Below are 4,126 nucleotides of genomic sequence, written 5' to 3'. Positions count from 1 at the left end.
AACGTTGATATACAGTTTTCCTGCTGCAGTTTTRCGTGTTTCATTTTTGAAGCTATCTACTGCTTTCACTTCAATTACTGCACCKTTTGCAACTGTACCTTTTGGAGCTGTCCAATAGCCAACATAGTGACCGTCTGATTGTTCYATCATTGGCAACTCGGTAGCATTTTGAATTTGAGCTCCGRCAWCTGTTAGTGGCATGTGGATGACGAATGTTGATTTTAATCCYGGCTCACTATCAAATTCGATTTTTACGCTTTTCCCTGTTTTTAGGTTGACAWCTTGGTTTGGTAATACGTTTTCAATTACTGGTGCAACGTATTTTGCAGTTACCGTAACTGTTTTCGAAATACTRTTATTCGCTTTATCTCTTGCGACAACAGTAATTTTATTTGCGCCGGTATCCAATAGAATACGTTTYGAATATTTGCCATTTACGACTGCTGCATTTTGACCGTTTACTTTAACCCAATCAAGGTGTTGATCTGATACTATACCTTCTACCGTCACAGCCTCTTTATTGGTTTTTACATTGTTAACTGGCTTGTCAATAGAAAGCTCTGGTTTCGTTTTATCATAGACTACTTTAACAGGAGCCGACGCATCCGTAGTACCGCTTTCAGATGACGCTTTAGCAGTAATAGTGTTCTCTCCTTCATTTAATTGGAGTTCTGCTGAGAAGCTGCCATTTTCAGTTGTTTGCACAGATGTAGATTCCACTCCGTTATTATAAATCTTAACTTTAGTAGTCGGGGCTGATTTTCCTTCAACGATGACTGAACCTTGATTTGTAAAGACTCCATCAGCAGGTGAAGTAATGACTGGTGCTTTAACTTCGTAATTAACCGTCGCCCGAATCATGTAGTTTCCTTCATCCTTAGGTGTTGGAGTAAATCCACCTCCAAAATAAGACCAGCTGCGACCAGAAAACTCACCATTCTCATCTGTTGCAAGTCCAGGAATATTCGGACTATCCCCACTTTGAATATAAACCATGTAGAAATCGCCACTGACCATAATACCTTTTGAACTTAAATCTACATGTGTCCACTCACCATTTCTTTTGGCGGTTCCATTAAATGGTCCTGCTATTTTTTTACCAGGTCCACCATCTTTCCCACTGGCATCATAAACAGCCACCTTGAAATCCGTTCCACCAGGCTGCGGCCAATCATCTCCCCAAAATTTGAATAATCCTCCTGTTACCATTGCACTTGTTTCGCCTTCAGCTAAAGACATCTTGACAGCCCAACCATTACCGCCGGTATAGAACCCTTGTGCGTTTTCAAGCGTACCATCATCGTAGCCAATTTCTCCCGGATACCCGATAAAAGGTTTTAACTGCATGTCTTGTTTGAAGGATCCCGCGTTTAATTTAACGGTTAATTCTTTACCATAGTAGGATGGGGATGCCACTTTTAAAGTATAACTTCCTTCGTAAGCAGTAATGCTATATTCCCCTTTTTCATTTGTTTGGACAGGTTGAATCTGAGCATCTTCCATTAAAAACAGTGTAGCATTTGAAACTGGTTCTCCCGTCACTTCATTTGTGACTAATCCTGAAATCGTTCCTTTTGGAATTTCCTCCAAAACCAAGTTCGCTGTTACATCTTCGTTAGCTGAAACTGTAACAGACTGCGATGCCGAACGATGCCCGTATGCCTCTGCCTGAACTGTGAATGTTCCTGTTGCATTAGTTAATTGGTAACTGCCATTTTGCGGGTTTGTATAGGTTGATCTACCTGTTTCCAGTACACTTACCTCTGCATCAAGCGGTAAGATTGACGGAGAAGCTCCCTGTTCTAAGTTATCCTTAGAAATCTCCTGCTTAACCGGAGTTATTTTGCTTGGATCCACTTTTACCTTTGTAGCCATTGTTACGGAATCTTTTTGATTATGGTCTTTAACAACCCCTAATGAGGCCTTGTTAGTTGCTTGAATAGGTTGATTAGATAGACGAACGTCGTCTATATACCATCCTCGATCATTAAAAAGAATGTCTGAAGTTGCATTAAAAGCAACAAAAATTCTTTGACCAGCATACTCACTTAAATCAACTTCTCCATCAATATAACTACTGGACTCTTGACCAGTGACGCGGAATTTTTGCGTCCAGTTTTCCATATCTGTTGAAACTAATACATGGCCAAAATCATAATTTGTTTCAAAATCATACCATTGTTTAAATTGTAAGTATGCCTGCCCATCTGGAAGGTCGATTGGCGGCATCAGTAACGTCATATTTGCCATATCTGGATAAAGTCCATCCAATTTTGTCGCATAAACTTTCTCACCTGATACGGCTTTTTGGGGTCCCGAAGTTGGTACTCCCCATTCCCAAACATTATTTACCCCGAAGGAACGCCAACCATCAGGCTTTGTTTCAAAGTCTTCTAAATAACCGATGCCAATTCCTGGTTTTACAGAGATGTTATACGAATCGGTTATAACTTGATTTCCAACATAATCGGTTATTTTCCATTTGTAAGTGAGAATAGGTTCTTTAATGTCTTTTCCTGAAATTGTTACCATATATGAACCATTTTTATGGTCTCCTGAGATTCTTTTAGCTTGAAGCGTATCCCAATTCCCATCTGCTTTTAAGTAGTGTAGTTCAACATTCGTTACGCTGATATTATCTGTTGCCTTAATATCTAAATCTAAATCCATGCCCGAGAATGTTTTTTGTGGAGCACTATGCTCATACTTTGGTTGCTCTGCGTCCTCTCCTTCTACACTAACTTGTCCTTTTATTTTGCCAAGTCCGGTAGTAATGGAAGCCACAGCTTCATACGCATTAACTAGTCCGTATCCGTACCCATTATTAGGGGTATCCGGGAATGTTGAGTCCGTTAAAGGTGTAGAGGTTGATAATAATATTTCCTCTAATTCATCTACTGTTAAGCTTGAATCCACTTGACGAAGAAGGGCCACAACCCCAGCAACATGCGGTGCTGCCATTGACGTCCCATTATTAGATGCATAATCACTGCCTGAAACGGCTGATCGGATAGCAACTCCGGGTGCTGAAACATCTGGTTTCACCTCATCATATGGGGAAGGCCCTTGAAGTGAAAATGAAGCTAATTTATTATTAATATCAACCGCACCTGTTGCAAATGATTCTGGATAATTGGATGGACTGGCAGCTGATCCGGGTCCACCAGGATTCCAGAAATTTATATTTCCTACAGCAAACTCAGGGAAAATTTCTGCCGCACGCCAAGCTTCCACCATTGGACGGTACCATTCATCAAGCCCAGGACCTCCGCCCCATGAATTATTGACAACGTCAGGTGCTTTTTCAGGGTGAGGATTTCCATTTTTATCTTTTGGAGCTAAAATCCATTCACCGGCTGCTAATAAACCTACATCATCTCCACCTTCTTCAGAGAATGCCTTAACAGAAATCCATTTTGCTCCCGGTGCAACCCCAATTTGATTTTCACCGTTAGGTTCAGCACCAACCATTGTTCCTGTTACATGGGTTCCATGGCCAACATCATCATAAGGCGTCGATTCATTTGATACTGGATCATACCAATTGAATTCATGGTCTACATTATTCGGATTAGCTGGATCATATCCTCGGTATTTTTCTTTTAAAGCGGGATGATCCCACTGTACTCCTGTATCAATGGAAGCTACGACTGTCCCGGAGCCATCAATCCCCGATTTCCATACAGAAGGGACACCGATATTTTTAAGATTCCATTCTATAGAATCATTTTGGTTATTTACACTAGCTTTCGCCTGGGAAGTTTCTTGTGATTTTACCGCTTTATGAAGCTGCCTCGTTTCATTTGGTAGAATCTTTTCAACTTCAGGAAAAGCTGCGATTTGGTCCATGACCTCTTTCGTAGCTGTTACGGCCATTCCATTAACAATATAAAAGGATTTAGTATTTTTTGCTTTACCGGCTTTTTCTTGTTTCTTCAAATAATCTTTAACATTTACTTGTGTTTCGATTGCTGTTGACCTTAAAGAAGAAACAACAGCAGATCTTTTCATATACTTTGCCTTTGCAGGAGAAGCCTTTTGACTAATTGCATTTTTCCCTGCTTCTGTAGCTATTTCAAGTGTATTTGCTTGTTCCTTAAATTTAATTAAGAAGGTTACTTCTTTC

Annotated in this window: 1 protein-coding gene; it reads right to left on the bottom strand. The window is 40.4% G+C overall.

Annotated features, from left to right (window positions below; genetic code table 11):
- Nucleotides 1-4,126, bottom strand: a 4,126-nt coding sequence (locus AC1DOS_RS18450) for a S8 family serine peptidase (protein WP_477538679.1), incomplete at both ends; no start/stop codon positions are given.

Source organism: Paenisporosarcina sp. P5_A11, assembly GCF_056400705.1.
This window is presented reverse-complemented; position numbering and strand designations above follow the sequence as displayed.